This window comes from Chryseobacterium sp. SN22, from assembly GCF_008329705.1.
Classification (GTDB): domain Bacteria; phylum Bacteroidota; class Bacteroidia; order Flavobacteriales; family Weeksellaceae; genus Chryseobacterium.
In genome coordinates, this window is record NZ_VTSX01000007.1 from 1 (window position 1) to 26162 (window position 26162).

Consider the following 26162-nt stretch of genomic DNA (forward strand, 5'->3'; position numbering starts at 1 on the left):
AGATTTATTGCCTATTGGTTCTCAATAAAGCCTTATAAGTGCAACCAAGGTTTTGCCTTTGTGATGATATTTACCGATAAATTATGTAAAATGTACCAAAGTACAAGGTATCAAAGTAAAATACTTTGTACATCATACAACAGTACATCTTACATCATATAAAGCCTTTAGGGTGGTTTTAGCGGTGGGGCTCACCTGTTCCCATTCCGAACACAGAAGTTAAGCCCACCAGCGCCGATGGTACTGCGAATAGCGGGAGAGTAGGTCGCCGCCAGTTTTTATTTTAAACCTCATACAGTAAATGTGTGAGGTTTTTTTATATCCGTACTTCAAGGTTCAATATTCAAGGTTTAAGATTAAGGCCGGTTTTTAAAAGACACCCAAGGCTCTTTAAAAGCCCCCTGTCAACAGCCGTAATTTACCCCTTAGCTATTACCCATGACCGATTGCTCTTACTCATTCAAAGCGCGCTTATGGTAAACACGATGCGGCTGCTGTAGGTAGCGGAGGGAATGGTAACCGATACGCCAGTTAACTGCAGCTGTATTGGAATATTGGTATAGGCTGCTAATGCAAGAACTGCAGTAATCCGGAATAATTCTACATCGGTGGTTAAAGGAATATTGGTATAAGTGGTGCCTCCGGTGATCGTACAGGTTGTACAGGAAGTCGTTCCATTACCGGTACGTCTGGCGTTCAGAAGAAGGCTTGAATTCCATGTGGGATTGGCTTCATAGTGCATACTTACTTTTCCGTTTCCTAATAGCAAGGGAACAGTAGCACTTAACAAGATTTCATTTACAGCACTTTCATAAGTTCCTGCATAATTATTTCCGGCTTCTGTAAGAGCAGGAATGCTTACCACCCAGTTTGTCCCGCTGACAGTTAAGGTTCGTTGTGACTTCATTTCCCAACATATCAGCATATAAACGAATAGAATAATTTTTTTCACATATTTTATTAGAGGTATCTGCATATTATTCAGTTATGGTATAAGTAATAACAATCGGGCTATTGGTTCTGGCTGTTATATTAGCGTATGTATTGGTTGTCAGGGTAATCGAAACCAGATGGCCGTTATTGATACCGTTTCCCGTAAATGCTCCGCCGATACCGTTAATAATAGTCTGTGCCGTTGTCGTTAATGTAATTTGCGACGAAGGACTTCCTAAAATACCTCCGCCGGCTCCTGAAGCTGCAGCTGCCTGGATTCTGATATCGGTTCCCGGTATAACCTGGTTGATCGAAGCGGTAATTCTTTTTGAACTACGAAAGCAGTAATGGCTGAAGTATAATTAATCCATTTTGTCGTATTGGCTGTGGGAACTGCTACAGCATTTCCCGCTTCAGGTGGAGCTGTGTAATTTAAGCTGATCGTACCGGCAGGTTCCACATCCATTAAGGTTACTTCAGGAAGTGTAACTGTAACGGTTCTGTTTCCGGTGGTCTGTGAAAGGATATTGCAGGATAACAACAATCCGACTAGATAAATCAGTTTTATCATGCTTATTTTTGTTTTCTGTTTTGATTGTAACTTACCCGGACGGTTTCCTGCTGATACCTGACTTCGGTCTGTTGTTTTACGACATTGAATATAATCTTCTTGGTTTCAGAAGATTGTAGAAAAAGATCGAAATGCTCAATCGGGATTTTATATTTTTTATCAAGACCATTCCGGTAGATCTTTACTTTCCATTCGACGGGACGGAGATAGGTAAAATCAAAATATCCTCCCAAAGCTACTATTTTCCGGTAGGTATGTTCACCGTCTGATGTTTCTATAATAATATTTTCTTTTTTTCTTTTTTCTTTTGCAGCCGGCACCTGGGCAAAGCCTGTCTGACCGGTTTCAGAATAATCAATCATTCCATAAATTGTTGCAGCTTCCGTAAGTCCGAAATTGAATATATTTTCGTTATCGCATAAATACAGTGCAGCAGGAATCGTTACGTTGGCAATATCATTGATGTTGGTGGTGGATCGGTCAATGTCAAGGACATAATCACCGGGAACAATATTTTTAAATACAAAATTTCCGTGCAGGTCCGTTACCGATAAATGACTTCCCAACATTAGCCGGATGCCTTCCACCTTTTCAACGCCGAGATTACTGATGTTTCCATACAGACTGGTAAATTCTGCCTTTTTCTGGGTAGGTACATTTAAACGTAAGGTATACCGGAGAGAGAGAATGAAATCTTTGCTTCCCATTTCGCCACGCTGCAGGGCATACCTGCCTGAAAGATCAAATTCATGGCCGGGAAAAACCTGCTGGTGAAACAGCAGTTCAAACAGATTCCGGTCTGTATAATATTCTTCAGGCATATAATTATTCTGATAAAACAGGCTGAAACTGGTTTTATCAGAGAAGCGGCTCAGTATTCTTGCGCCATAATAAACCTGCTTCTGCTCCGGCATCTGATAACGTGAAGTAACAGCATAGCTTCCAAATAAATTGAATGTGGTCCTGAATTTCTCAAAACTGATCATCTGGTTTTATTTCTTCTACAGGTTCTACCATAATGACGCTCCAATAGCTTCCGGGACCGGGAATCTGATCCGGAACGGTAATTTCGTAAAAGATTTCTGTTTTTTCTTTCGCTTTAAGGCTCACCAGATTTGTATTCATTCTGATCCATCCGGCATTGGTCCTTATATGGGTGCCCTGCGGCGAATAGTGAATGGTTCCATCCGAGTGATAGGTGAAATCCTGAAGGAAAAGTTTGACGCTCTGCGGTTGTTTCCCGTTGTTTTCTATGGCAATTTTCCCACGGTAGACTTTTCCGTTTTCTACTGTATGGGTATGGGAAAGGCCGTTAAGAACGACAATTCCCGCCTGAAAAAAAGAAAGCGGAAAGAAAAAAATCAGCAACAGCAGGAGATGCTTTATCATATTCATGTAAAGTTGGGGTTTAAATGTTGGCAATAAAAATCCTGAAGAAGCCGGTGGGGCTTTTTCCTTATTCAATCTTAGCTAAAAGATAATTAATTGTCTGAAATAGTATAGGTAACTGTAGTAGCTACCGTCGTGGCCGTTGCCTGCAGATCGGCATAGACGGCAACCCCTCCGGGACCGCTTCCGGGAGCCAGGGAGTACGTAAGGTTGTGGCCGTTATTGGCACCGTTCCCCGTATAGGCACTTCCTATTCCTGAAATGATGGTCTGGTCGGCAGCACTTAGAGTCAACTGGGCTGCCGGAGTTCCTAAAGTCCGGCCTCCTGCGCCGGTAGCGGCAGCTGCTGTCACACGGATGTCCACTCCCGGAACAACGGCATTTAATTTTACGGAAACGTTACGGGTAGGGTCGGCAACGGATTTAATGGAGGAATAATTAAGCCACAGGGTGTTATTGGCAGCGTTTGCTACTACCGGATTACCGGCTTCCGTAGGGGCTGTGAACCCCAGGGTAATGTTTTTGGTGGCAGCTGGTTCTATGTCTACCAGCGCGGCTTCCGGAACGGAAATGGTAATCATGTGATTGTCTGTGTGTCTTGCGCGCTAGCATGGGCGGTTGCACTCAGCGAAAGACAAAGCTAGGGTGAGTTTAAATCTTTAAATTGTGAAATATTTATTGAAATGAAATTAATAAGATTTAGCATTGAAAAAAAGTTTTTTAACATTAAATTATCCTTATTATTTCTTTATCAGTAATATGATTCGAAATTTTATGAATATTACTAATGAATCAACTCATCAAATTATGACTGAAATCAATTGTAAAATGTTTTTCACAGTTTGATGTAAATTTAAGATCTTTTTACCGGATGATAGATCAGATTTTGTTTTCACTTATCAATCGTTCCGGTAAAATTCGGATCAAAAATTAATAATGAACAGGAAGGTTCACCATCAGGAGCCGGTTAAAACCGGCTTAGAATTCCCCAGTGGATTTTAATATCGTTGAATTTAAAAGGATTCCCGAATTCGTTTCCGTTGGATAGCTGGAAGCTCATCAGGCCGATCGGAATAAAGAAATTGAAGCCTAGCCCGACACTGTATAGCTTAGGTTTCACATTGAGCGATTTATTGTTAAGTTGGCCGTATTGCCCGAAAAGATCAAAGAAAGCCTGGCTGCCGATCAGGTACCGGTATTCCAGTCCTCCGTAATAATAGAAATCGGCAGCGAGGGAATTTTCATTGAAGCCCCGCATGGAATTCCATCCTCCGAAGCGGTAAAGCTCATTCGCAGAAAAATCGATTTTGGAATCCATCATGGCACCTTCCGCTTTGATATTGAGGAAATGGTTTCCGTTAATATGATAATTATGCTCCCCGAAAAAGTAAAACTGGTTCTGTGGAGCTTTGATATTATCTTTCGTATAAGTGGTCGTCAGGTAATCGTACCCTCCGTTAATCTTCGTTTTGTAAAGAAAAAGATCAATGTCGGTAGGTTCTACCATTTCAAACCAGATCCCGATTCCTTTTTTATTGTAATCTTTCCCCTGGACATACAAAGTATCGATAATGCTGGAACTTTCAAATGTTCCCCTGAAACCGATTTTGTTCCGGGAATTGATGTGGTAATAAAATGCAGGAAGTGCTTTTACATTGGCAAAGGTAGAATCCTGGCGGAAAATATTTACCTTCATATTCAGGCCGACATTCGATTTGAAAAGATAAGGAATATCCGTTTGCAGATCGAAGGTCTGCCCTTTGTCCGGGTTTCTTTGCCAGTATAAATTCACCGTTTCAAAACCGTTGAAAATATTCCTGAAATTTACATTCAGTGTACCGTTCAACGTGAATTTATCGGTCTTATCGTTTCCAAAACCGATTACCCCGTCGAAGCTGTTCGTTTTTTTCTTTTCCATGAAAAGATAGATGCTCGTAGAATCTTTGGTAAACAAAGTCTGCGGCGGTCGCTCCAGGGTTACAAACTGGTGGCTCTGGAAACTTTTATTAACAGCAATCAGGTTTTTATCGTCGTAGGTCTTTCCCTTGAATTCCTTTTCCAGATTTTTAATAAATCGTTTCGGAACGCTGGTGTACCCTTTTACTACGAAACCGTCGATCGTTCTTTTGTTGTTTTTATTAATGTCCAGCTCTACAATAGGATAGCCGTTTTTCTGGCCTTTGTATTTGGATTTGATCCTGCTGAAGGCAAAACCGTCATTAATGTAGCTTTTATTGATGCTCTTTTTGGTAGAGTCTAAATTTTTTGTGAAAAATTCTTTCTGAATCTTTGTTTTCTGTACAATGGAATCCGAAAGGCTGACATAGGTCTGGTTAAAATTCTTTCCTTTATCGTAAATAATTTCCGTGCTGTCACCTTTTTTACGGACCTCTTTAAGCTGTGTAAAAAAATAATTGGTCTGAGCCAGGGAATCCAGGAATTTCACAGCAGACGCAGAGTCTTTTACCTTCTTTTTTACTTTTGTTTCCAGATCGGTAAGGAAATAATGCTTCTTCTGCGCCTGAACGAAAACGCAAAACAGTACAAAAAATATTTTCAGAAACAGTTTCAAACTTTAAATTTTTAAACCATTAAGTTATTTCTGAGCATTAGTTAAACTTACCGGTAGCCTGATGGTTTAAAATCATTGGGATTATATTTGTTTAAATAACTGAATTTACACCAGTTTATTATATTTCTTCATTAAATTCTCATAAGTTTCCTGTGGAAGAATCCATTTCAGGGGAACGCCAATTTTCTGTGCGAATTTACCGAAATAATAATGGGCCTTCCAACTCTTCTTCGCTAAAAGCTGATCCACATATTCCGCCACTTCGAGGGGTTCTGTTCCATCGCCGACATGGGAGTTCATCAGGGCATATACTTTATCAAAAACGTTTTTATAGGGTTCGGAAACTTTCGTGCGCACCCGGTTTTCCGTGATATTGGTTTTAATATCGCCTAAGTGTAGTGAGCACACATGGATGTTCCACGGATAGACTTCATAACGCATGGCTTCCGTCACTTTATCCAATGCTGATTTCGAAGCTGAATAGAATCCTCGGAATGGCAGTCCCATTTCGCTTCCGATGCTGGAAACATTGATGATCTGTCCGAATTTATTTTCCCGCATTTTCGGCATCACGGCACTCATCATCTGCACCGCACCTACCAGATTCAGATTAAACAGTTTTAAAATATCCTCTTTCGAAGAATCTTCCACGGCACCTACCATCCCCATTCCGGCATTGTTGATCAGGACATCGATTCTGCTTTCTGATTCCAGCACTTCGGCAATGGCATGCTGTACGGCATCGTTATCCGTAACATCCGTCGGAATTGATGTGAAATGAGAACTTTCGGTGTGCTTTCTGCTCAGCCCGTAAACCTTATGGCCTTTCTTTCCGAAATATTCGGCCAGTACAAATCCGATTCCTGATGAAGTTCCTGTAATGATGATAGTCTTTGACATGATTAATTTAAATATTGATCTGAATAGGGATAAACGAATTGTTCCCGGTTTAAATTATTAATTATAAGCTGAATTCAAACAAAATCCAGATTTGGCAAATGTAAAAAAAGAAAACGGAACTCCTTCATTTATTAATCCTGAAATATTTTAGTCTAGATACTCGGTCGGATAATAACCTGAAAATAAATTGGATCTTGATGATTTGAAAACCAAAGAAAAAGGTTTTCATGATGGTTGAAGCTTCCAAGACCGACGGAGGCGGGCATAATAGCACCATCGGGCCGCTGATGACTGAATTGCAGGATTTCGATAAGATAGTCGGAAAGGCTATGAAATTCCCTGATGAAGATAAAGAAACTCTTGTAGCTGTGTTAGGTGATTATGAGACCAGGAAGCTCAGCCTGCTGGATGGAAGCCTGGAAGAAAGCGGGGTGTTCGGAATTTCGGCACCAATGTCCTTGTCATCCAGTTTTTTACTTATAGCCCAAATTCAAAACAATTTACAGGGTCTCTGGAAATACGAAAATTTTTAACAAATACTGGCGGCCTACGGTATTCAGAAATAGAAAGCTGATTATTTTTATAGGAAAGGCTGACTTGTGATGGGCAGCCTTTCATTTATTTTAATTCAGGATTTTAATTGTTGTGGCTGATCAGGATTTTTCCAAGATCCTCCCAGAATATCGGATACGATTTTTCCACAACATTCTCGTCTTCAATATTCAATTCTTTGATCAGGCAGAACGGTGCAAAACTCATTGCCATCCGGTGATCCTGATAGGTTTTGATGGAAATATTTTCCTGCGGCTCACCGAAGCCGACCGATTGAATGGTTGAATCGGTGATTTCGGTTTCCGTTCCCAGCTTTTGCAATTCGTTGTACAAAGCCAGCAGCCGGTCGGTTTCTTTTACCCTCAGGGTTCCGAGTCCTGAAATTTCAAAAGGGATCCTCAGAGCCGAAGCCGTTACACAAAGAGTTTGGGCAATGTCTGGACAGTTGTTCATGTCCAGAACGATTTTCTCCGGAAACCTGAAATCAGGATCAGGCTGAAGCGTAAGGGCATGCTGATCTTCGGTATAAGTTGTTTTAATCCCAAAAAATGTTTCATAGATCTGCACAATGGCAGAATCCCCCTGGGTAGATGCTTTATAAAAACTTTTCAGGTGCAGGGTTTTCCTTCCCAATGCGGCCAGCGAGTAGAAATAAGAGGCAGAACTCCAGTCGCTTTCCACTTCATAAGTGACGATTGACGACTGATGATCGGTAAATGGCTCAACCCTGATGGTATTTCCGGTAAAGCCGTTTTTAATTCCGAATTTCGTCAAAATATCCAACGTCATTTCGATATAGGATCTTGATGTAATTTCACCGACAAGATTAATCTCCAGTCCGTTTTCCAGCTTTCCGGCAATCAGCAGGAGAGAAGTAATAAACTGGCTTGAAATATTGGCCGGAACATCTACGCTTTTCTCCGTGATTTTCCTTCCTGTAATTTTCAAAGGCGGAAATCCTTCATTTTCCAGGTATTCGATTTCTACGCCCAGTTTTTGCAAAGCGGTAACCAGATTTTTGATCGGCCTTTCTTTCATTCTCTTAGATCCGGTAAGAACCGTTGTCTTTCCTTCCTGAATGGAATAATAAGACGTCAGGAACCGCATGGCCGTTCCTGCATGGTGAATATCCACGGTTTCAGTGTTTCCTGAAAGGGCCTTTTTCAATAACTGCGTATCCTGCGAATTGGAAAGGTTCCCGATCTGTATATTACTAAACAGGCTTTCCAAAATCAACAAACGATTCGAAATACTCTTCGAACCGCTGATCTGTATCGTCTGGTCTGCTTTTAATTCTGATTTTTTAAGCTTCTTCATTGTTCTTCTGGGTTGGAAGTTGGAAATTATTTACAGTATAAAACTTCCGGCATTATTTTAATTTCTCATTATTCTGATGGCGGTCTCTGTCGCGATCGGTTTTGATCTTCATCTTTTTATCGAAAGCTTCCTGGAGGTTCACTCCGGTCTGGTTGGCCAGACACAATGTCACAAACAGGACGTCGGCCAGCTCTTCTCCAAGATCCTTGGTTTTATCGCTTTCCTTTTCGCTCTGTTCACCGTATCTTCTGGCAATAATTCTCGCCACTTCGCCGACTTCTTCTGTCAGCATCGCCATATTGGTCAGTTCATTAAAATAACGGACGCCGATCGTACTGATCCATTCGTCCACTTGCTGCTGGAGATTTGTAATTTCCATTAAGGTTTATGTTTTAGCTGTTCTTCGAGAACAGCGACTTTAGATTTTAAAAGATTTAACTCGTTGTCCTGATGAGCTGTATTCCCAATATTTTCAGTAAAATCAGCAAATTTTTGAAAAGCTTTCTCACGATAAGGTATACTGCAACCAATATGATAAAAGCACCTGTTTTAAAAAGATCGAAATCCATTTTTATATGTTTTTAGAAATACTGATATGCCCCAAGGGTCGGATTAGATGTTCTAGAAACATTGGCAATATCCGTAGGAACAGTTACTGCAACCGTTGTACTTCCTTTACCAATGGCCGGGGAGTTCTGTTTCACCCGCATATTCATTTTCGCTGCAAAATAATTAACGAACAGCGGATCCTGGTTTTTAAGCGATTGAATGACATTGGTATTGGTATCGAAATTGAAACCGGCTTCCGAAGTTCCGGAATATTTGATCAGGCAGTTCTGGAGCGTAAAATTGAATTGCTGCCCCGGCGTCTGCTCAAAGCTCACCGAATTATCACGGTCCGAATACACGATGCTGTTCCTTACATTAAGAATCAGAGCGCCCTGTTCCTTCGTTCCGGATTCGTTGGTCCATTCGTTGCTGGCGTACAATCCGTTCCTGTTGTAGGAATGCAGCAGATCCGAATAATTGGCAACGGTACAATGCGTCAGGTCATAATTTCCTCCTTTAAAGATGCCGATTGCCGATTCGCCGCAGTTGTTCATCACTAAATTTTTGGCATTGATCGTCGAAGCCACCGAGTAGATCCCGTATTCCTGAAAGGTGTGGATGAAGGAATTGTTGATCGTAGCGTTGGTCTGCTTCAGCTCAAGACCTCTGGAACCCCCGAACAAACGGGTATAGTTCATATTTAAGGTAGATCCGGCACTCATTTTAATGGAATTCCAGTTTTTAGGAATCGTATCATACGCCGGATCGTTCCGGTCGCCACGAAGGGTCACATTATTGGCCAGGGTACCGTTGATATTCAGGGTTGCTCCGGAAAGCACCTTCATCCCGCTGTTTTTATGGAAATACACTTTTGTGCCCTGCTGGATATTCAAAACTGCATTCTGATCGATCGTAAGATCCCCATAAATAATTTTAGCCTTATTGCTGGTCCAGTTGGTCGTGGAAGTAAGGACGTTAGGGTTGGTTGGGGTCTTAATAAAGAACTCCGCATCCTGTACCACGGAGAATAAAACTACCTGCTGCTGCCCGGCCGGGCTCTGGAACAGGACCTTGTCTTCGGCAATTGCCTGCGGTCCCGCAGCTTCCGGTGCAATTTCTACGAAAATATACAGGCTGTCTTTTTTTCTTAAAGGGACATCTTTAAAATCGTAGCCCGGTTTTCCGTCTACATTGATCTTATATAAAGAGGTCGCGCCTTTTTCCAGATGAATTCTCGGGATCAGGATGTCCTTGTCTTCGTTATTATATACTTTTACGGCGTAGGTTTCGGAGCGGACCTGGTGATATACCGTATCACAGAAAACCGTGTCCCTTGAAAAGCTCAGCTCCTGCGACGGTGCATCGAAACTGATGTCGTCTTTATTACAAGAGACCGCCATGACAAGCATCCAGAAAGAAAAAGCCAGTAATAATTTGAATTTCATCGAAATTAAAGTTTAAATAGATTTCAAATTTAACGAAAATACTTTAAATTTCTTATGAAGAAAAAATTATTGCGTCTTATTTGCAATTTCAAAAAAATATTGTATTTTTGCACCCTAAAATTAGCAGAGAAATACCATTACTATTTCGAAAGCAAACTTTAATTTTTTAAAAATTGTATTATGAAAAAAGGAATCCACCCAGAAAATTATAGACTTGTTGTTTTCAAAGATATGAGTAACGACGAAGTATTTCTTTCAAAGTCTACAGCAGAAACAAAAGACACCATCGAGTACGAAGGACAAGAGTATCCTTTGATCAAAATGGAAATCTCCTCAACTTCTCACCCTTTCTACACTGGTAAAGTGAAGTTGGTGGACACTGCAGGTAGAGTTGATAAGTTCATGAACAAATACAAAAAATTCGCTAAGTAATTTTTTGAGATTAAATATAAAAAAGTCTTCCGGATTCCGGAAGACTTTTTTATTTGTATTTTTGTTACACCTTAAATTTGAATATTAAACTTTAAACTATACTGAACGATGCAATTGGTATTTTCAGACGCCCAATACTGGGAAGATTTTCTTCCGCTTACTTTTACCCGTCCCGTAGCAGAAATGCGTTGCGGAATCCTGACTTTTTCCGAAAGATGGCAGAAAATTTTAGAGAATACGGAGGTTTCTTTCTTTACGGAAATGTACCTGCAGGGAAAATTCCCGGAACCTGAAAAAAAAGAGAGCCTTTTCCTGGTCGCCAACTTTTTACCGAGTGAAACCGTTATTCAGCAGATCAAAGACCTGAAGCAAGGGGAAGCATTGGTCTATGAAGATGAACTGATTGCTGCCAGGATCAATATGGATGGTTTCTCCCTCCAGCAGATTGAAAAAATGACCGATATTAAAGAAGAACTGGTATTCTTTAAAAAGCCAACGGATTTATTTACCTATAACCAAAAAGCAATCGATTTCGATTTTGAACTGCTGACCAAAGGCAGAACTTCTCAGGAGCTTTCTTCCACCAACGGGTTTCTGGGAGATCAAAAAGACCTGTTCATCGAAGAAGGTGCACAAATTGAATTTTCTACCCTCAATACCAGAACCGGAAAGATCTATATCGGGAAAAATGCGGAGGTGATGGAAGGCTGTATGCTGCGGGGTCCGATTGCGCTTGGAGAATCGTCTAAATTCAATTTAGGATCAAAAATATATGGAGCCACGACCATCGGCCCCCATTGTAAAGTAGGCGGCGAGGTGAACAACATCATTATTTTCGGGTATTCCAATAAAGGACACGAAGGATTTATCGGAAATTCCGTAATCGGGGAGTGGTGCAATTTCGGGGCAGACTCCAATTCGTCCAATATGAAAAACAACTACGGAAACGTCAGGCTGTGGAACTACCGGACGAAAGCCTTTGAAGACACCGGCCTTCAGTTTGCCGGCCTGATCATGGGCGACCATTCTAAAACCGCGATCAATACCCAGCTTAATACCGGAACTGTCATTGGGGTTGCCTCCAATATTTTCAGAGAAGGTTTCCCGCCGAACCTCGTGGAAAACTTTTCCTGGGGCGGTTTCAAAGACGACGAAAAATTTAAACTGGATAAAGCCTATGAAGTAGCCGGAAGAGCCATGGCCAGAAGGAATGTGGTGCTACAGGAGGAGGATAAGGCGATTTTGAAGCATGTTTTTGATACGTATTAAAATATAAAACCTCAGTATTTTCTGAGGTTTTTAGTGAATTTCTAATATTCAATTTGTTTTTCTTTATCGGTTCGGATAAGCTCCGTCTTTTCCCCTATTTGGTATAACAGATTTATTAATTGTTGGCTGATAGCAGGAGGGAACATCGATTTGAAATATTTTCTTTTACCATTATAATAAATGATTAATGTTGTTGTGGGCGCATCATGGCCTTCTTTTTTTGGAAAAGTCCACATTTTCAAATTAGATGTTTGTAAAATCTTTATCAATTGATTATATGAGTTTTCAGAAAGTATTCCTGTGAAATTTCCGGAATTAATCTTATCGTTAAATAGCTCCCGATGTATAAAAATATTTCTATTCTTATCTATTTCTAAATTAATTACAGAACAATCACCATAGCATGGTGTGGTACGGTAGATTAACTTTTCAAACGAAATCGAGTTGTCCAGGTTAAATTCCTGTTTTGTAAAAATAATCTCCTTCCTATTTCTGAAAAAATCTTTAGATAATTCAGAGGTGGGAATAAGGGTCAATTTACTTTCTGTCATCTTTTTTATGTTAAAATTATATTCAGAAACATAAGTTTTATCAGAGCCAGCCTTGGTATATTGAGTATAAAAACTTAAAGAGTCTTTGGATATCTTTAAATTTAATTGCTCCTGAGTTTCATTAGTAGACAAAACATTAGATCTGTCTCCACCCTCATTTATTTTAATAACATCGTTGTTGTTTGAAATCCATATTCCCTGAAGATGCTTATTTTGTCCATGAATATGTATTGATAGGCACAATATGATTATGTAAATTATATAAATATGATTTTTCATTCTGATTTTATTATTAATTATCAAGGGCATTTGGTTCCTTTATGATTTCCTAAGGTAGTATTTTTTTCATTACTATTTAGTTGGTATTGTGCCTGTGTTGTTGTGGCGATGCCAGTTCTTGCCATTGCTACAACTACATCATGAGGAAGATTAGGGTTATATGCTGACAATATGTTTTGTAAGGTAGTAAGAAATGGGATAAGCTGTTGATGTCCATCAATATAGGTATATCTGTTAACAACAGTACCATCTGCAGTATAGTCATATCCAACAATGACACCAGGATACTGGTCTTGAAAGGCAGTGTCACCAAGTCTAAATTTTTCGTAATCTAAAAATGCATGGATAACTTCGTGATACATTGTCACTAAGATATATTCTTTAGTCGCATTTGTCAAAACTTGATCATTTAAGCTTATAATTGCTGTAAATCCTTCTGTATTACTATGAGAAGTAAAAGTTACACCATCTATATTACCCATATTACTTCTTGATCTAAATGTAATGTTATAGTTTTCATTATTTTGAAAAATTTGTCGCATTGCATTTGCTAATTCATTATCTAGATTAGGTAGTTGCTGAACTAAACTCTCAGCACATGGATAATTTTGTAATTGACTTATTATATTATCTTCCTCGTTATTTCCCTCATCCCCACCGCCGGAATAATCGTATCCTTCGTTTCCGCCTCCCATTTCGCAGACGCCGTTTGCATTCACTATGCCTACACAGTTGTCGATAAGCTGTATACATTTGATGTAGGATCTGGTGGACCAGTGGCCGGAACCCGACGAAGGATCAGGGCTGCTTTCATTATCCGGGATCCATACCGCGATCGACTGCCTGGTACAGGAGGTTCTTTCACTTTGGGCATAAGAAGCATCCGCTTTAGCCGCCTTTTTCGTCCTGGCAAAAACAAGTCCCTGGAAAAATTCAATGTCCTGCGGATCGTTGGTGTAATAGAAGTATACTTTCCGGCCATGTCTCGGTATCTTCAGTACGGAAGTTACCCTGTCGCCGCTTACGATGGGTACGGCTACAAAGCTTTCGTCAAAGCTTTCGGACGTAGTGGCATAGTTCCAGAGCGGGGTTCCGCCGGATTTCCTGATCTCATCCTCGTTCTCTGCATAGATTTTCATTACATTCTTGATGTATTTCTCATCCTGCTTCCAGAGCGAAAGGTTGGTATATTCGTTTGATACCGGTTGACCCGATGAAGACATCTCATCATGAACACAGGAATTAAGGGTAAAAAGAAAGACCGCCATACAGGCCAGCCATGAAACAATTTTTCTCGTCATAGTCATTTTGTTTTTAATGGGTTAAATATATAAATCTTTTAATTACTCAACAAAAGTGTGAAAAACAAATGGAGAAAATACAGTAAAAATTTACTGCTTTCCGTTCTTTTTTTCTAAAAGAATTTTTTATGTACTTTTGAAGGAAATACTTTTATGCTATGACGTTAGGTGAAAAATAAAAAAAGCAAGACTTGGTAAAAACTTCACGCAGGAATACCTTGCCGAAGTCCTGCATGTTTCCCAGAAAACCTATTCCAATTTTGAGAATGATAAAACCAAACCGGATTTTCATCAGGTGGAGGATATTGCAAAGACACTTGAAATAAGTGTTCTTGATTTTTTAAGCGGAGATAGTATAACTATTAATCAGAATAACAATGAAATTGCCGTAGCTCAGAATTATGCGCCCATCACATTATCTGAAAAACTTATCGAACAATACGAGCAAAGGCTGAAGGATAAAGACACGGAGATCGAATTCCTCAAGCTGCTTCTCGGTAAAAAATAGAAACTTCAAAAATTTTGAAGTTTTTTTGTTTTTTCATGTAATGAAATGTAAAAACCGGTTGTCTTACTTATAGAAACAAAACTTATGACTCAGGAAACCTTCAGGGATACGGTATTCAGTCTCAAAAATGAGATGTATCGCTTTGCGAAAAGGTTTGTGATGAGCAGTGATGAAGCGGAAGATGTGGTGCAGGACCTGATGATCAGGTTCTGGCAGAAAAAAGAAGAGCTGGCTCAATTCGGGCACTTAAAGTCCTATGCACTGAAAGCGGTAAGAAACGAATGCCTGAATCGGCTGAAGCATCACGAGGTGAAGACTGGATTCGCCGATATGCAGCTTCACCGGTCAGAGCTTTACAGTATGGAGGTGAATAACCTGAAGGAGTACATCATCGGTTTTATCAATGAGCTTCCGGAGAAACAAAAGACGGTGATCCATTTAAAGGATGTAGAGGAATATGAAGTTTCGGAGATTGCCGGAATGCTGGAAATGGAAGAAAACGCAGTACGGGTAAACCTGATGCGGGCAAGACAAAAGGTAAAAGAGCAAATTTCACAATTGATGAATTATGAGCAAAGACAAATTTCAAGATAAATACAACGAAATCTTCCGGGACATAAAGGAAGAAAAAATGGACTGGGATTTTGAAGATTTCCTGAAGAAAGCGGAAGGCAAAAAAGATGAGGCCCAGGAAAATCAGGAAACACCCATCATCCCGATCAGTATAAAAGCAAGACCTTCATTCCCAAAATGGTTTTGGATGGCGGCCAGTGTAATCGTATTGTTGAGTGTAGGTTTTATTTTTAATATGAATCAACATTCTCAGATTGAAGACCAGGCGAAACTGGTGGAAAACCGGATCAGACAGCAGAAAAACAATTTCATCGAAGAAAACAGCGAACATCAGGAACAGGTGGCTGTAAACCCTACAAATGATTCCCTTTCCGGAGCGAAGAAAGATTCAATCTTTGAAGGTGGCAAAATAGCGGAAAAAGATGTCTTGGATGAAATCCTGCCGAAAAGGGGAAGGTTGAAAAAAGAAAGAAAGCCGAAATATGTTTATCATTCCTCAAAAGCCGATTCTACGGGCTATAAAGATTCTTACGTGATCGTAAACGGGAAAAGAATCGACAATGTGGAAGAAGCCATTAACGTGACTAAATATTCATTTCAAATATTTGCAAATAACGTCAGTGAAAAATTAGTACAGCCTAAAGTCGTTGACGACGATTATTAATTAACCTTAACCAAGATTATGCACCTGATCAGGCATCTGTAATCAAATAAAAATTGACTCATGAAAAAAGTATTCATCATATTCGCATTGGCCTTTACCCATTTTTTCAATGTGTACGGGCAGAAAGATAAAGTAGACCAGCTTTTTGATAAATATCAGGAAGTGGAGGGCGTAACGACCATTAAGATTGCCAAACCGATGTTCGGGATGCTGAGCAGTCTGGACCTGGGAGATGCAGAGCTGGACCAGATCAAGCCGCTGCTGTCTAAAATCAACGGATTAAAAGTTTTTATCGCTGAAAAACCTCAGGAGGGAAGTTCGGCAAAGAAGCAGGAGCTGGCGCAGATCAATAAAGACATCAAATCGTTCCTGAGCAACCTGAACTACAGTGAAATCATGTCCATGAACAGCAATGGGGCAAAAATTAAATTTCTTTCCGCAGAAGAAAAGAACGGCGTGCTGGATGACCTGTTGCTCAGCATCGATAACGGCGGGGAAGAAAATATCCTGATCAAGCTGGACGGAAAACTGTCGATGAACGATATCAACAAGATCATCAACTCTACTGAAACCAGGATCAACCCGGTAACCAACTCCAGAAACAACACGATTTCCGAAAATACCTCATCTTACCTGAACGGGGAAAACCGGAATGTGGCAGAGTTCTCAGGAATCCAGGTAAGCACAGGCGTGAATCTGGTTTTCAAACAGGAAGGTTCTACAAGCGTGAAGGTCATCGCCGATGCCGATAAGCTTCAGTACATCATCACCAAAGTGGAGAATGGGGTGCTGAAAGTATATGTCGATAACAAAGGACAGAAAGATTTAAAGTTCAAAAACATCAGCGTTAACGTATCGTCACCGAGGATGAATAATCTCAAAGCATCTTCCGGGGCGCTCTTCACAACCATCAGTCCGGTCCGGGAAAATAACCTGAGTATCGATGCTTCTTCCGGGGCTATGGTCAAAGGAATGTTTGATGTGGCAAATAATGCCAGGGTGGAAGCATCTTCAGGAACAAACATTAAAGTTGAGGTGAAGGCTAAAAATATGACTTTTAAAGGTTCAAGCGGTTCCGATACCAGTATTGCGGGAGAGGCGGAAACAGCAGCCTTTGACATCAGCAGCGGCGCACTCTGCAAAGGAGAGAATTTCAAGGCAGATCATGTAGAAGCAGAATCTACTTCCGGCGCAAGTCTATCGGTAAATGCATCGGATACCCTGAAAGCTAAGGCATCTTCAGGCGGTATGATCCGGTACCGGGGAAATCCTCAGATTACGTCTGATATCAGTAAAATATCCGGTGGTACTTTAAAGCAGATCAATTAATTTTTAAATACAGTTTACCATGAAAATAATAAGAACCATTTTTCTGATGCTTTGCACCATGCTGATGATGCAGTCCTGCATCGTATCTCACGGAAAAGCGAATAGGTCGTATTTTTCAGATTCCGGAAAGGAATTCAAAGGCGCAAAATTTACAAGCATCAACCTGCCGATGTTCCTCGCCAAACCGGTCATCAAAAAAGCATTGCGGGAAGACGGTGAAGACCATGAGGATGTTATCCGGATCATCAAAAAGATTTCAAAAGTGAAAGTGCTGACGGTAGAAAACGGAGACAAAGATATGCTGAGGGATTTTGCATCTTATTTAAATGACAATAATTATGAAGACTGGGCGACGATTATGCATGACGGCGACCGGATCAATATCCGGGTAAAGCAGAAAGGGGATGCCATTAAAAATATGCTGATCACCATCAATTCAAAAGAAGAGCTTTTATTCGTAGACGTAAAGGGAAACTTTACCACCGGTGATATCTCTAAAATGATTGCATCGGCATCGGATAAATAATCTTATTTGTTGATATTCAAATAAAGATCAATTGCCAAAAAAATGACTGAAACGGTGAACCATCGTCTTGAAAAGAATAAATTATTTTGTTAAGAACCATTCCGCAAGGAGTGGTTTTTTGATTTAAATCATTGATTATTAAGTTTTATTTAAACTATTAAAATGAATTTTCGTATTCCGATAAAATACCTTAATTTTGCAAGAAAGTAAAGATGTCTATTCATAACAAAATTGTAGAGACAGCCATCACTTTCGATGACGTGCTTCTAGTCCCTTCTTATTCAGAAGTTTTACCTAACCAGGTTTCCTTAAAATCAAGACTTACCGACAAAATTACGCTGAATGTTCCGATTGTTTCCGCTGCAATGGATACGGTAACGGAAGCTGAACTGGCGATTGCCCTGGCAAGAGTGGGAGGCTTAGGTTTCATCCATAAAAATATGACCATTGCCGAACAGGCTGCCCAGGTAAACCGGGTAAAACGTTCCGAAAACGGAATGATTTCCGATCCTGTAACGCTTTCCAAAGAAGCTACCCTGGGAGAAGCGAAGGAGCTTATGGCAAAATACAAGATTTCAGGACTGCCGGTAGTGGATGCTGAAAATGTATTGATTGGGATCATTACCAACCGGGATGTAAAATACCAGGAAAACCTTGGAATGAAGGTGGAAGAGATCATGACCAAAGAAAACCTGATCACTTCCGATAAAAATACCAATCTTGAGAAAGCCAAGGAAATCCTTCTTAAAAACAGAGTGGAAAAGCTTCCGATCGTGGATGCTGAAAATAAGCTGGTAGGTTTAATTACCATCAAAGATATTGATAACCAGCTTGAATATCCGAATGCCAATAAAGATCAGAACGGAAGACTGATCGTTGGAGCAGGAGTTGGGGTTGGAGAGGATACTTTGGAAAGAATTGAAGCCCTGGTAAAAGCCGGCGTGGACATCATCGGTATCGATTCGGCGCATGGGCATTCCAAAGGCGTTTTAGATAAAATTTCAGAAATCAGAAAAGCCTATCCGGATCTGGATATCGTAGGCGGAAATATTGTAACGGCTGAAGCGGCTAAAGACCTGATTGAAGCCGGTGCAAACGTTCTTAAAGTGGGAGTCGGACCTGGTTCTATCTGTACGACAAGAGTAGTAGCAGGTGTAGGGGTTCCCCAGCTGTCTGCGATTTACAACGTGTACGAATATGCCAAAACCAAAAATGTTGCGGTCATTGCTGACGGAGGAATCAAGCTTTCCGGAGATATTGTAAAAGCGATTGCGAGCGGGGCAGGTGCAGTGATGTTGGGATCACTTCTGGCAGGAACGGATGAGGCCCCGGGAGAAGAAATTATTTTCCAGGGTAGAAAATTCAAAACCTATCAGGGAATGGGAAGTCTTTCTGCGATGAAGAGAGGCGGAAAAGAAAGGTATTTCCAGAGTGAGGCTAAAAAATTCGTTCCGGAAGGAATTGAAGGGAGAGTACCGAGCAAAGGAAAGCTGGAAGACGTTATTTTCCAGTTAACCGGAGGCCTGAGAGCCGGAATGGGATACTGTGGTGCTAAAGATGTGGAAGCATTACAGACAGAAACCAAAATGGTGATGATTACCGGAAGCGGATTAAAAGAATCCCATCCTCACGATGTGATCATCACACAGGAAGCTCCAAATTATTCTTTGTAAATTATATTTTAAAATATATCGTAAAGCTGTTCAATAAATAATTGAGCAGCTTTTTTTATTTCCTATTGTAATTCATTCATAGCCTACATTAGTAGTTTGTTAATTAATAGTTGATTCAATTAGTCTTACATAATATCATGACTAAAAATATATAATAATAAAGATTCACAAAATAAATTCTAGGGATATATCGTTTAAAAGTTTATTAATTCGTTATAATGAAAAGTGATTAATTAAAGAATAATAAAAAACGAATAATAGTATATAATAATTTGTAAATTTGACAACTTAAAATATTAAGAAAAATGAAGAGAACATTACTTTATGGCCTTATGCTCTTTTCTTTATCACTAACTGCCCAACAGAAAAATAAAATCTGTGGTTTTGATGAAGAAGTAGCTTTACAGGACAGGCAGAATCCTGGCATGAGAGAGGCATTTGAAAAAATTGTTAACAGAATTAAAGCAGAAAAGAAAAACAATCCTTCTGCTGAATCGGCTAAACTTGTGAATGGAGTTTATGAAATTCCGGTAGTCGTTCATGTTATTTATCCTAATGGTGCTTCAGTTGGAAGTGCTTATAACAAATCTGATGCTCAGATACAGACATGGATAGAGAATGCAAATAAAATGTATGCTGGAACTTATCCTTGGCCAGCTAACGGAGTACCTGCTGACTTTGGTCAATCTGCTGTATTTCCGATCAAACTTGTTTTAGCCAAAAGGACACCAGACTGTCAGCCTACTAACGGAATTGTCAGATATAATGGAGGGTCATTGACTAACTATAATACTTATGGTATGGCCTATCAGACAACTAATGGAGCAAGCAGAGCTTCTATTAAAGGTTTAGCTCCTCACTGGCCTGAAGCCTCGTATTTTAATATCTATGTCATCAGTACTTTTGATGGAAGTACGTCGCCAAATTCTGGTCTGATGGGATTTGCTGCTTTTCCTAATAATTTTGATTCGAACTATGAGTCTTTCATGAAATCAGGAGTTGTTACCAATGCACATGATACAACATTCGCTCATGAATTCGGTCATGCTATGGGATTATACCATACTTTCGATGGAGGAAATTATGCTGCTGTTCCCGGTGATGTAGATTATTGTCCACCAACTACCGGGGTATGTGAAAATGATGATGATGGTATCTGTGACACAGAATGGGCAGGAAGCGGCTATACGCTTTGGCCGGTACCATCAAATTCTGAAATTAATCCTTGTACAGGCACTAACTACCAGGGAGTACAGTATAATATGATGAATTATTCTAATTCACTTGCACAAAAATTCACGGCTGGGCAGGGTGAAAATATTGATAACTTTTTCATGCTGTTTAGAGGAAGCCTAACAACTTCGAAAGGAGCAACTGCTTTACCCACTAACGCTGCTCCTTCTATTGTACCGGTTGCATCTGCATGTAATCCTACAGGGATGACAAGTGCTGGAAACTATCTTGCAGGTCCTACAGCTGTTAAATTGGGACAAATTAATAATGAATCGCCAGGATATTGGCAGGCTCATGCGAACTATTATGTAGACTACACTTTGAACGGTTGTCTTGCTAATGCTCATACTTCTTTAGTAATAAATCAACAGCAGACTGTTACTGTAGAATTTGTAAAATTAACAAATGCTAATCAATCAATCAGAGTATGGATCGATTATAACAATAACGGAACATTTGAAACTTCGGAATTGGTAGCGTCAGGAAATAATGTGGCTGCCGGAGCTAGTGGCTTCGGAAGTTTTACAGCTAATTTTACACCACCGTCAACTGCTGTAATGAATACTCCTCTTCGTATGAGAGTGTTAGCTGATATGAACAGTACAAGCTCATACTCACCTTGCGGACAACTTGGATCCGGTCAAATTGAAGATTATGCCGTAACCTTAATTTCATCTGCGCTTGCTACTAATGAAACTAAAGCAGATAATGATGATTTGGTAATTTACCCGAATCCTGTTGTAAGTGGAGATAACGTATTTGTTAAAGCAAAAAATGGAAAGGACCTTAAAATTTCTATTTCCGATATATCCGGTAGATTAATTGCTAATCCGTCTGTAACCGGAGAAGGAAAAGATCTTTATAAAATCAATCAGCATCTTGAAAAAGGAGTGTACATGATCCAGATTTCAAATGGTAAGAACAGTAAAACCTCCAAACTGATCGTTAAATAATATATTGTTGATTATTACAGATGCTTAATCAAGCAATAATGTAGAAACAAGCTTCACAGCAGAATTCGGTAATGTTAAAAGAATTTGTTTCTATACAGGCATTCATTTCACGATGTGATCATATGCGTAAAGTTTCGAATTATTCTTTGTAATAATTGATCAATAAATAGAACTAAGGCTGTTTCATTTGAAGCAGCCTTAGTTATTTTCAATTGGATCAGCCATAAGCTGACCGAGTAATTATAATGATTTTTCAGAAAGGATTCAGGCTCATCATTTAATCTTCCGGTATCTGAATTTCTGTTTGATAACGTAGTTTAAAAACCTTCCTTTGGACTGTACGGTTCTGAACCGTTCAAAAATATCCTCCGGCACCTCCAGGTAATCGTACGCCGCTCCTGACTGATATGTAATTCTCAAAGTCTCAGTTTGCGGAAAATAGACATACGTATGGATTACTGATGAGGGCATACTGGATCCGGTACAAAAAATATTCCTTTATCAATAAATAACCACCGCCAGACAGCGATGGTTATAATGCACTGCTTTAAGAAACTTATTTATTTACCCAAATGATCCTTGAAATCATCAATCCGGAAATCGGTTAGGGCATTTCCTTTTTCTACCTTTTCCTTGGCGTACAGGCGGAAATCGTTTTCTGTCTTTTCCAGGAGATAATCGTAAGGCCCGACGTGGGAAATCAGTTTTACCAGCACCGGCGAAATTTCAAGGCAGATGAAAAGCCCCATGATAAAAGTGGCTGCCAGTCCGATGATGGCAGAATTTTTACCCAGTTCGTCTAGTGCCTGCAGTCTTGCGGCAAAACCATTGAATCGATCTTCAAACGTTTCTGTAGATTTTCTCTCTGTTTCCAGATTGGTATAGACTTTTGAAATTTCCTTATCCAGATATTCCAGGCGGGGCGCGGCCTGTTGCCTGTAATTTTCAAGATCCTGTCTTCTCTGTTCTTTCAGCTCCTGCTTACGCTTGGCATTCGGGCCGAAACCTTCTTTACCGCTGGTTAAGCCGGATTGTTTTCCCAGGATTTCTTTTTCCAGCTCTACTGATGCAGAGTCATATGATTTCTGGTAACCGGCAATCTTGTCGGCAATCTGTTTCTTCTCGGTTTCGAAAGGGCCGCTTTGCTGAAGGATCCTTCCGCTCATTTCGCCCTGAAGCTGTTTTTTATTCCTTTGGATAATGGTGTTCAGCTGTTTGTTCACTTCTTTTTCAAAAATTTTAAGCTCCAAAGGTTTAGAAATGATAATCCCCAAGAAAGTAGCCAGGACTAATCTTGGAATAGCCATTAATACCTGGTTCCACCAGGTTCCTGTTTTTTTGATGGAAGAAACGATGTAACGGTCCAGGTTGAAGATCATCAGCCCCCATAAAACTCCGAAACCGATGGCGGTCCAGATGTCATCAAATACCGTATACATCGCATACCCTGCAGATAGTGTAGCGAAAACAGCAGTGAAAAGGACGATGCCGCCGATGCCTGCGAATTTATTCCATTCGCTGGGCGTTTTTCTTAAAATATGAATGTTTCCTCCGGAGCAGACCATCAGGAACTTCTGGAACCAATTGATGTTATGATTCGATTGATTTATAGTTTGTTGGTTGTTTTTCATGACAGAAAATTTATACAAAGGTACTACTAAAATCCATACCAATGTAAAAGATAGTATTATGTTTTACCAAGTATATCTTTCAAATATGTTATTTCATTGTCAGTCAGAAAGTTAAATTTATTAAAGAAAATATTCTTATCTTTAAATAACAATCATTAAAAATTTAAATATGAAAAATGCAATCAGTTTTTCCCTGGTATGCCTTACACTGGCTTTAACTTCATGTAAAAAAGAGAACAAAATTGATGATGATCTAAAAGAAGTAGCAGCCAATATTAACAAAACGACGCCACAGGTTCTGGCCGACGGTGTCCGTCTTGACAGTGTTTCGGCACAGCCCGGTAAAATTTTCAGGTACAATTATACTTTAACGGATGATGCAAGGGAAGGAGTAAGCCCTGAGCAGATCGAAGTTTTCAAGACTTCAGCCAAAGAGGGTGCTTTGAGGGTAATCAAAACATCTCCTGAGATTAAGGAATTCCGTGACAATGATGTGACGATGGTCTACACTTATTATGATAAAAGCGGTAAGAAGACCGCAGACTTTAAAATCACGCCGGAAGAATATAAAACGAAATAAATTCTGAAGGAGAGTAAAAATCCCGCAAATAGTATATTCTGCGGGATCTTTTTATTTTAAACGTTCGGGGTTCTGCTTCAGGAAACTTTCCCAGCCCGTGTAGGATTTGGTATCGGCAATCGTTCCTGAATTGAAATGGTGACAGACCGCTACGGCCAGACCATCGGAGGCATCAAGGTATTTGGTTGGGAATTCTTTCAGCTTAAAAAGGTTCTGCAGCATTCCGGCCACCTGCTCTTTGCTGGCATTTCCGTTTCCGGTAATGGCCATCTTTATTTTTTTCGGGGAATATTCAGTAATCGGAATATTCCGGTAAAGGCTGGCAGCCATCGCCACGCCCTGAGCCCGTCCCAACTTCAGCATACTTTGGACGTTTTTACCGAAGAAAGGAGCTTCCAGGGCCACTTCATCCGGATGAAATTCATCAATCAGTGCCAGGGTCTTATCAAAAATATATTTAAGCTTGGTTTCGTGGTTGGGATATTTATGAAGCAACAGTTCATGGATAGATACCATTTCCATTTTGCCTTTTTTCACGGAAATAATTCCAAAACCCATAACCGTCGTTCCCGGGTCGATTCCTAAAATAATCTTCTCTGCAATCATTGCGTCAAAGATAAGGCTTTCTGCATTTCTTTATCAGAATATTTTCAACTAAGAAATTAGTTCCTCAATTTAATCATCATTAAAGATCAAACAAATTTACATACATAAGAAAATTATGCATATATTTACAAGGTATAAAAGTTGTGATATTGAAAAAGAACAGTCTTTATAAAGGGACGCTGCAAAACATTATTCTGAAGCTGCTGGCAAAAGAAGTAAAGATGTATGGATATCAGATTACCCAGCGGGCAAAGGAACTTACCCAGGGTGAACTGGAAATGACGGAAGGTGCCTTATATCCACTTCTTCATAAGCTAGAAGCGGAAGGAATGATTACTTCCGAAATCCAGAAAATCAATGGGAGAGACCGGAAATATTACCTTCTAACCGACAAAGGAAAAAGGCAGCAGGCGGTACAGGAGGAGGAAATGAAAAGTTATCTCATTCATCTCAATACAATTTTTAATATATGATATCATCAGACCAGGAAAACCAGATTACCGTCTATCTTATGTCAAGAAGATTATCTCCGCAAATTCTTATGGAGGTTAAGGATCATTTTATGATGCAGATTACCGGTTTAATGGAAGACAGTAATATCAACTTTCAGGAAGCCTTTTTAACAGCCCGGATGAGCTGGCAGAAAGAACTTGAAATGGTAAAGGCAGACTTTTTTTCATTCAGGAAAATAGCGAGGATAGAGAAGGCGCTTTTGCAGAAAAGATTTAATAAAATTACCTTTACCGCATTACTCGTTTCAGTTATCTTGGCAGGTGTTTATGTATTGTCAGGTGAAACTTATTTTTATTTCCAGATTTCCGCCTTGCTTGCGTTTTTTGCGATCGTCCTGTTTGGAATTCTTTCAGGGAAAGTAAAATTCATTGAATATCAGCGAATCAGTTTTCATCCCTTAATTATAAGAAACATGCTCCTGGGTATGCTCATATTTCCGGTAGGATGTTATTTTTCAGGAGAATTTGAATTCTGGAAACCGGTCTGCAACCAGCTGGTTATTTTTTATTCGCTGACGATACAGATTCAGCTGCTTTATTTCAGGATCAAAAAAATCAATGTTCTTGTTCAATAAATTTTAAACACCATTACATATGTTTTCAGAACAACAGGAACAGGCCGTAACCGATTATTTAATTCTTCATAAACTTCCGCTGGATATCCTGCTGGAAGTAAAAGATCATATGATTTCCCAGGTTGCAGAAATTCAGGCTGAAGAAAATAAGAGTTTTGAAGAAGCTTTCCATCAGACGCAGAAATTGTGGGAAAGCGAATTCCGGATGACAAAATATCCCGTTTTCTACGCGGAGGAGATTCCGGTCATTGTTAAAAAAATTGTTAAGACAAGAAATACTCACCTTCTTAAAAAATCGCTTCTTATAGGATTGGTCTCGTTAGCCATCAGCTTTGTTTTGATTTACCTGGCCAATGATGTAGATCAATATACAGATCTTTTCAGAATACAAAACGGTTTGTTTATAGTTATTCCTGTCATAGTTTGGGCTATCAACTATAAAATGCTGAATTACATCAGATACGATCATAAATATGAGGGGAAACTGTTCTACACGATGTATCAGCAAAATGCAGCCCTTACCTTGTCAATGATCGGACTGATGGCGCAGATTATTGTGAAAGAAGGAAAATATCCGTACTTGTTTTTCAGGGAGCATAATGATGATGAAATAGGATACGTATTGGTAACGTTGCTTTTGCCTTATATTGTGCAGGTAATGATTATCTTTGTGATGTTGAGTTTCTTTGAGCATAAAAAATCACTGGTCCGGATAGAGCGGTTTCTTAACGCCGGATAA

At 39.8% G+C, this 26162-nt stretch carries 29 protein-coding genes, 1 rRNA gene and 1 pseudogene; 16 read left to right on the top strand and 15 right to left on the bottom strand.

Annotated elements, in window-relative coordinates; translation table 11 throughout:
* Nucleotides 1–168 precede the first annotated feature (168 nt).
* Nucleotides 169–277: ribosomal RNA gene (gene rrf / locus FY557_RS05815) — 5S ribosomal RNA — on the top strand.
* Nucleotides 278–460: 183 nt separating this feature from the next.
* Here the strand turns inward: rrf and FY557_RS05820 are convergent.
* The 7 genes from FY557_RS05820 to FY557_RS05850 form a co-directional block, all read right to left on the bottom strand.
* Nucleotides 461–907 (bottom strand): hypothetical protein, encoded by a 447-nt coding sequence (locus FY557_RS05820; RefSeq protein WP_149246355.1) that lies wholly within the window; start codon nt 905–907, stop codon nt 461–463.
* A 261-nt stretch (nt 908–1168) separates the two neighbouring features.
* On the bottom strand, nt 1169–1504 hold the full coding sequence (locus tag FY557_RS20310) for a hypothetical protein (RefSeq protein ID WP_228451716.1): 336 nt from the start codon (nt 1502–1504) through the stop codon (nt 1169–1171).
* A 2-nt stretch (nt 1505–1506) separates the two neighbouring features.
* Complete coding sequence (locus tag FY557_RS05830) at nt 1507–2490, bottom strand: hypothetical protein (protein ID WP_149246356.1); 984 nt, start codon at nt 2488–2490, stop codon at nt 1507–1509.
* Entirely contained in the window at nt 2477–2899 is a 423-nt protein-coding gene (locus tag FY557_RS05835) for a hypothetical protein (RefSeq protein WP_149246357.1), read from the bottom strand. The genes FY557_RS05830 and FY557_RS05835 overlap by 14 nt, the downstream gene beginning before the upstream one ends.
* Nucleotides 2900–2985: 86 nt before the next feature.
* A complete protein-coding gene (locus tag FY557_RS05840) occupies nt 2986–3474 on the bottom strand; it encodes a hypothetical protein (RefSeq protein WP_228451717.1) in 489 nt (162 codons plus the stop codon).
* 386 nt (nt 3475–3860) lie between these two features.
* Complete coding sequence (locus tag FY557_RS05845; protein WP_149246358.1) at nt 3861–5465, bottom strand: hypothetical protein; 1605 nt, start codon at nt 5463–5465, stop codon at nt 3861–3863.
* Nucleotides 5466–5570: 105 nt separating this feature from the next.
* The gene (locus FY557_RS05850; protein WP_149246359.1) at nt 5571–6365 is read right to left on the bottom strand and encodes an SDR family oxidoreductase; all 795 of its coding nucleotides are present in this window, start codon (nt 6363–6365) and stop codon (nt 5571–5573) included.
* Between the two features lie 227 nt (nt 6366–6592).
* On the opposite strand from FY557_RS05850, the gene FY557_RS05855 reads away from it, so the two are divergent.
* Nucleotides 6593–6898: an alkaline phosphatase gene (locus tag FY557_RS05855; RefSeq protein ID WP_262713528.1), complete on the top strand. Its 306-nt coding sequence runs from the start codon at nt 6593–6595 to the stop codon at nt 6896–6898.
* A 103-nt stretch (nt 6899–7001) separates the two neighbouring features.
* Here FY557_RS05855 and FY557_RS05860 read toward each other — a convergent pair whose 3' ends face one another.
* The 3 genes from FY557_RS05860 to FY557_RS05870 form a co-directional block, all read right to left on the bottom strand.
* Nucleotides 7002–8234, bottom strand: a complete 1233-nt coding sequence (locus FY557_RS05860) for a 3-phosphoshikimate 1-carboxyvinyltransferase (RefSeq protein WP_149246360.1) — start codon at nt 8232–8234, stop codon at nt 7002–7004.
* 52 nt (nt 8235–8286) lie between these two features.
* Complete coding sequence (locus tag FY557_RS05865) at nt 8287–8613, bottom strand: nucleotide pyrophosphohydrolase (protein ID WP_149246361.1); 327 nt, start codon at nt 8611–8613, stop codon at nt 8287–8289.
* A 202-nt stretch (nt 8614–8815) separates the two neighbouring features.
* On the bottom strand, nt 8816–10228 hold the full coding sequence (locus FY557_RS05870) for a hypothetical protein (protein WP_149246362.1): 1413 nt from the start codon (nt 10226–10228) through the stop codon (nt 8816–8818).
* Between the two features lie 180 nt (nt 10229–10408).
* On the opposite strand from FY557_RS05870, the gene FY557_RS05875 reads away from it, so the two are divergent.
* Both FY557_RS05875 and FY557_RS05880 read left to right on the top strand, forming a co-directional pair.
* A complete protein-coding gene (locus FY557_RS05875; protein ID WP_146943240.1) occupies nt 10409–10660 on the top strand; it encodes a type B 50S ribosomal protein L31 in 252 nt (83 codons plus the stop codon).
* A gap of 108 nt (nt 10661–10768) precedes the next feature.
* Complete coding sequence (locus FY557_RS05880; protein WP_149246363.1) at nt 10769–11929, top strand: GlmU family protein; 1161 nt, start codon at nt 10769–10771, stop codon at nt 11927–11929.
* Between the two features lie 41 nt (nt 11930–11970).
* Here the strand turns inward: FY557_RS05880 and FY557_RS05885 are convergent, their stop codons facing one another.
* A complete protein-coding gene (locus FY557_RS05885; RefSeq protein ID WP_149246364.1) occupies nt 11971–12759 on the bottom strand; it encodes a DUF6438 domain-containing protein in 789 nt (262 codons plus the stop codon).
* A gap of 20 nt (nt 12760–12779) precedes the next feature.
* The gene (locus FY557_RS05890; protein WP_149246365.1) at nt 12780–14060 is read right to left on the bottom strand and encodes a SprT-like domain-containing protein; all 1281 of its coding nucleotides are present in this window, start codon (nt 14058–14060) and stop codon (nt 12780–12782) included.
* Nucleotides 14061–14289: 229 nt separating this feature from the next.
* Between FY557_RS05890 and FY557_RS20580 the strand changes: the two are divergent.
* From FY557_RS20580 to FY557_RS05925, 8 genes and pseudogenes are all read left to right on the top strand, one after another.
* Nucleotides 14290–14337 (top strand): annotated as a pseudogene (locus FY557_RS20580) (hypothetical protein); the annotation flags it as partial.
* Nucleotides 14338–14355: 18 nt separating this feature from the next.
* On the top strand, nt 14356–14568 hold the full coding sequence (locus FY557_RS20585) for a hypothetical protein (protein WP_410495724.1): 213 nt from the start codon (nt 14356–14358) through the stop codon (nt 14566–14568).
* Between the two features lie 84 nt (nt 14569–14652).
* A complete protein-coding gene (locus tag FY557_RS05900; RefSeq protein WP_149246367.1) occupies nt 14653–15162 on the top strand; it encodes an RNA polymerase sigma factor in 510 nt (169 codons plus the stop codon).
* Nucleotides 15137–15805, top strand: a complete 669-nt coding sequence (locus tag FY557_RS05905) for a hypothetical protein (RefSeq protein WP_149246368.1) — start codon at nt 15137–15139, stop codon at nt 15803–15805. The genes FY557_RS05900 and FY557_RS05905 overlap by 26 nt, the downstream gene beginning before the upstream one ends.
* A gap of 60 nt (nt 15806–15865) precedes the next feature.
* The gene (locus FY557_RS05910; RefSeq protein WP_149246369.1) at nt 15866–17134 is read left to right on the top strand and encodes a DUF4252 domain-containing protein; all 1269 of its coding nucleotides are present in this window, start codon (nt 15866–15868) and stop codon (nt 17132–17134) included.
* 19 nt (nt 17135–17153) lie between these two features.
* A complete protein-coding gene (locus FY557_RS05915) occupies nt 17154–17660 on the top strand; it encodes a DUF4252 domain-containing protein (RefSeq protein ID WP_149246370.1) in 507 nt (168 codons plus the stop codon).
* A gap of 212 nt (nt 17661–17872) precedes the next feature.
* The gene (gene guaB / locus FY557_RS05920) at nt 17873–19333 is read left to right on the top strand and encodes an IMP dehydrogenase (protein ID WP_149246371.1); all 1461 of its coding nucleotides are present in this window, start codon (nt 17873–17875) and stop codon (nt 19331–19333) included.
* A 305-nt stretch (nt 19334–19638) separates the two neighbouring features.
* Complete coding sequence (locus tag FY557_RS05925; protein WP_149246372.1) at nt 19639–21519, top strand: GEVED domain-containing protein; 1881 nt, start codon at nt 19639–19641, stop codon at nt 21517–21519.
* Between the two features lie 273 nt (nt 21520–21792).
* Here the strand turns inward: FY557_RS05925 and FY557_RS05930 are convergent, their stop codons facing one another.
* Both FY557_RS05930 and FY557_RS05935 read right to left on the bottom strand, forming a co-directional pair.
* Nucleotides 21793–21990: a KTSC domain-containing protein gene (locus tag FY557_RS05930; protein WP_149246373.1), complete on the bottom strand. Its 198-nt coding sequence runs from the start codon at nt 21988–21990 to the stop codon at nt 21793–21795.
* 89 nt (nt 21991–22079) lie between these two features.
* Nucleotides 22080–23150, bottom strand: a complete 1071-nt coding sequence (locus FY557_RS05935; RefSeq protein WP_149246374.1) for a DUF4407 domain-containing protein — start codon at nt 23148–23150, stop codon at nt 22080–22082.
* Nucleotides 23151–23319: 169 nt separating this feature from the next.
* On the opposite strand from FY557_RS05935, the gene FY557_RS05940 reads away from it, so the two are divergent.
* Nucleotides 23320–23730 (top strand): hypothetical protein, encoded by a 411-nt coding sequence (locus FY557_RS05940; protein WP_149246375.1) that lies wholly within the window; start codon nt 23320–23322, stop codon nt 23728–23730.
* A gap of 51 nt (nt 23731–23781) precedes the next feature.
* On the opposite strand, the gene ruvC is transcribed toward FY557_RS05940, so the two are convergent.
* The gene (gene ruvC, locus FY557_RS05945) at nt 23782–24336 is read right to left on the bottom strand and encodes a crossover junction endodeoxyribonuclease RuvC (protein ID WP_149246376.1); all 555 of its coding nucleotides are present in this window, start codon (nt 24334–24336) and stop codon (nt 23782–23784) included.
* A 149-nt stretch (nt 24337–24485) separates the two neighbouring features.
* On the opposite strand from ruvC, the gene FY557_RS05950 reads away from it, so the two are divergent.
* Genes FY557_RS05950 through FY557_RS05960 form a run of 3 tightly spaced genes read left to right on the top strand, consistent with a single transcriptional unit; the run spans nt 24486 to nt 26162 of the window.
* Entirely contained in the window at nt 24486–24809 is a 324-nt protein-coding gene (locus tag FY557_RS05950) for a PadR family transcriptional regulator (protein WP_149246377.1), read from the top strand.
* Entirely contained in the window at nt 24806–25423 is a 618-nt protein-coding gene (locus FY557_RS05955; protein WP_149246378.1) for a hypothetical protein, read from the top strand. The genes FY557_RS05950 and FY557_RS05955 overlap by 4 nt, the downstream gene beginning before the upstream one ends.
* Nucleotides 25424–25442: 19 nt before the next feature.
* Nucleotides 25443–26162 carry a hypothetical protein gene (locus tag FY557_RS05960; protein WP_149246379.1) on the top strand — a complete coding sequence of 240 codons (720 nt, stop codon included), beginning with the start codon at nt 25443–25445 and terminating at the stop codon, nt 26160–26162.

What these genes read in the sequence shown, in the direction of transcription:
- guaB (WP_149246371.1), top strand. Translation starts at nt 17,873, where the DNA reads ATGTCTATTCATAACAAAATTGTAGAGACAGCCATCACTTTCGATGAC.
- FY557_RS05850 (WP_149246359.1), bottom strand. Translation starts at nt 6,365, where the DNA reads ATGTCAAAGACTATCATCATTACAGGAACTTCATCAGGAATCGGATTT.
- FY557_RS05835 (WP_149246357.1), bottom strand. Translation starts at nt 2,899, where the DNA reads ATGAATATGATAAAGCATCTCCTGCTGTTGCTGATTTTTTTCTTTCCG.
- FY557_RS05865 (WP_149246361.1), bottom strand. Translation starts at nt 8,613, where the DNA reads ATGGAAATTACAAATCTCCAGCAGCAAGTGGACGAATGGATCAGTACG.
- FY557_RS05940 (WP_149246375.1), top strand. Translation starts at nt 23,320, where the DNA reads ATGAAAAATGCAATCAGTTTTTCCCTGGTATGCCTTACACTGGCTTTA.
- FY557_RS05910 (WP_149246369.1), top strand. Translation starts at nt 15,866, where the DNA reads ATGAAAAAAGTATTCATCATATTCGCATTGGCCTTTACCCATTTTTTC.
- FY557_RS05915 (WP_149246370.1), top strand. Translation starts at nt 17,154, where the DNA reads ATGAAAATAATAAGAACCATTTTTCTGATGCTTTGCACCATGCTGATG.
- FY557_RS05875 (WP_146943240.1), top strand. Translation starts at nt 10,409, where the DNA reads ATGAAAAAAGGAATCCACCCAGAAAATTATAGACTTGTTGTTTTCAAA.
- FY557_RS05840 (WP_228451717.1), bottom strand. Translation starts at nt 3,474, where the DNA reads ATGATTACCATTTCCGTTCCGGAAGCCGCGCTGGTAGACATAGAACCA.
- FY557_RS05955 (WP_149246378.1), top strand. Translation starts at nt 24,806, where the DNA reads ATGATATCATCAGACCAGGAAAACCAGATTACCGTCTATCTTATGTCA.
- FY557_RS05935 (WP_149246374.1), bottom strand. Translation starts at nt 23,150, where the DNA reads ATGAAAAACAACCAACAAACTATAAATCAATCGAATCATAACATCAAT.
- FY557_RS05900 (WP_149246367.1), top strand. Translation starts at nt 14,653, where the DNA reads ATGACTCAGGAAACCTTCAGGGATACGGTATTCAGTCTCAAAAATGAG.
- FY557_RS05855 (WP_262713528.1), top strand. Translation starts at nt 6,593, where the DNA reads ATGATGGTTGAAGCTTCCAAGACCGACGGAGGCGGGCATAATAGCACC.
- FY557_RS05885 (WP_149246364.1), bottom strand. Translation starts at nt 12,759, where the DNA reads ATGAAAAATCATATTTATATAATTTACATAATCATATTGTGCCTATCA.
- FY557_RS05820 (WP_149246355.1), bottom strand. Translation starts at nt 907, where the DNA reads ATGAAGTCACAACGAACCTTAACTGTCAGCGGGACAAACTGGGTGGTA.
- FY557_RS05880 (WP_149246363.1), top strand. Translation starts at nt 10,769, where the DNA reads ATGCAATTGGTATTTTCAGACGCCCAATACTGGGAAGATTTTCTTCCG.
- FY557_RS05830 (WP_149246356.1), bottom strand. Translation starts at nt 2,490, where the DNA reads ATGATCAGTTTTGAGAAATTCAGGACCACATTCAATTTATTTGGAAGC.
- FY557_RS05930 (WP_149246373.1), bottom strand. Translation starts at nt 21,990, where the DNA reads ATGCCCTCATCAGTAATCCATACGTATGTCTATTTTCCGCAAACTGAG.
- FY557_RS05925 (WP_149246372.1), top strand. Translation starts at nt 19,639, where the DNA reads ATGAAGAGAACATTACTTTATGGCCTTATGCTCTTTTCTTTATCACTA.
- FY557_RS05960 (WP_149246379.1), top strand. Translation starts at nt 25,443, where the DNA reads ATGTTTTCAGAACAACAGGAACAGGCCGTAACCGATTATTTAATTCTT.
- ruvC (WP_149246376.1), bottom strand. Translation starts at nt 24,336, where the DNA reads ATGATTGCAGAGAAGATTATTTTAGGAATCGACCCGGGAACGACGGTT.
- FY557_RS05905 (WP_149246368.1), top strand. Translation starts at nt 15,137, where the DNA reads ATGAGCAAAGACAAATTTCAAGATAAATACAACGAAATCTTCCGGGAC.
- FY557_RS05890 (WP_149246365.1), bottom strand. Translation starts at nt 14,060, where the DNA reads ATGACGAGAAAAATTGTTTCATGGCTGGCCTGTATGGCGGTCTTTCTT.
- FY557_RS05860 (WP_149246360.1), bottom strand. Translation starts at nt 8,234, where the DNA reads ATGAAGAAGCTTAAAAAATCAGAATTAAAAGCAGACCAGACGATACAG.
- FY557_RS20310 (WP_228451716.1), bottom strand. Translation starts at nt 1,504, where the DNA reads ATGATAAAACTGATTTATCTAGTCGGATTGTTGTTATCCTGCAATATC.
- FY557_RS05870 (WP_149246362.1), bottom strand. Translation starts at nt 10,228, where the DNA reads ATGAAATTCAAATTATTACTGGCTTTTTCTTTCTGGATGCTTGTCATG.